Origin of the sequence: Photobacterium sp. NCIMB 13483, from assembly GCF_003025475.1 — a bacterium.
Lineage (GTDB): Bacteria > Pseudomonadota > Gammaproteobacteria > Enterobacterales > Vibrionaceae > Photobacterium > Photobacterium piscicola.
This window is the reverse complement of sequence record NZ_PYLV01000054.1, coordinates 1-1,380: the sequence shown is the minus strand read 5'-3', so window position 1 is coordinate 1,380 and position 1,380 is coordinate 1. Positions and strand designations below refer to the sequence as shown.

Annotated in this window: 1 protein-coding gene; it reads left to right on the top strand. The window is 33.8% G+C overall.

The features are described 5' to 3' along the window. The first annotated feature begins 207 nt into the window (after positions 1 to 207). On the top strand, positions 208 to 1,077 hold the full coding sequence (locus C9I86_RS19740; RefSeq protein ID WP_146142646.1) for a DUF535 family protein: 870 nt from the start codon (positions 208 to 210) through the stop codon (positions 1,075 to 1,077). The last annotated feature ends 303 nt before the right edge of the window (positions 1,078 to 1,380 follow it).

The following is a 1,380-nucleotide window of genomic DNA, read 5'->3' as shown; positions in this document are numbered from 1 at the left end:
TTACAAGAAGCAATAGATGAACTTCAAGATGCAAAAAATACATATTCACGCTATTTCAAATAACATAATTAATAGTTTAAAAGTGATCAAAGTATAAATAAGTATAAATAGGACACCCATAAAATTACGCTAAATATGACGGGTAATAAGTTCGTTATTATTTGCTGTGTATGCCTGCAAGGGCGATAGGGAATCTACTCACTGTGTGTGGAAATCTTAAAGAATAAAGATATGGGTGTCCTGTATTCTTGGTACTATCGAGTAAAATTTATTCTTCGTGCGATGTACTACCATAAAGCTTTCCAGCATATCACCTCTGAAATAGATCCTTCTTTGCTAGATACTTTATGTCAACGTAACCTTCGTTTTTTAGAAAAGCCATTCCGTCCTTATGTAATTTATGGAACAAATTCTATTGAACGCGCAAAATTTGTTGTAGAGCATTTTAAGTTTGTCTCTCAATTACCTGAACATATTCGTAATGGTATCTACAAGGATAGTAATGGCTTAACATTATGTAACTTTACTGTAGATGATGTTGATTACTGTTTTAAGTTAGCATATTACTCTCGTTATCAAAAAGAGGGTGATATGAGCTTAACGCTCTTTAATGATGTTGATGAAAATTTTTATACCCTCACATTTGCGATTCGGAATGTAAAAGGGAAGCGTCAATTAGTGATAGGTGGTTTGCAAGGCCCTGCGAGTAGCCCTGAAAATAATCAAAAAATAAAATTACTGACTAAAGCATTATTCGGGCAACGTCCAAAAGATTTAATGATTAAAATGGTCACACTGCTTGCTAATGCTTGGCAGGTAGACACACTGCTTGCTATAAAGAATAGTGCCCATACTTATTCAGCAAAGCGTTATGCTACTGGCAAAATCAAGATGGATTACGATAAGCATTGGTTAGCATTAGGTGCAACTGAGTTTGATGAGCATTTATATCAATTAACGCTTGAAGATATTCGCCGTAATCCTGAAGATATTTCACGCCCTAAACGTGCAATGTATCGTCGACGCTATGAATGGCTAGATAATACAAAAGTGCTGATTGAGCAGAATCTTAAATAATTATATGTGTTAATTTATCTGTTACTTATTAAAAATGACACTAACAAACGGCTACCTATTTAGGTGGCCGTTTGTTGTTGTGTTTATCGATTATAGTAACGAAAGCTAAACAGTACTTAGATGAACCGCTATATAGCGCTTAGTTTTGTCTGTGAGAATGCTATTTTTACGATATATCAATATTATCAGTGGGTTCTCATATTGACGTGATATATTTCGCATTATAGGTAAGTTTAAATAGCATGTTATTCATAACAATAGGTTTATAAGATCATGAACAACCCAACAGATTTTTACACATTA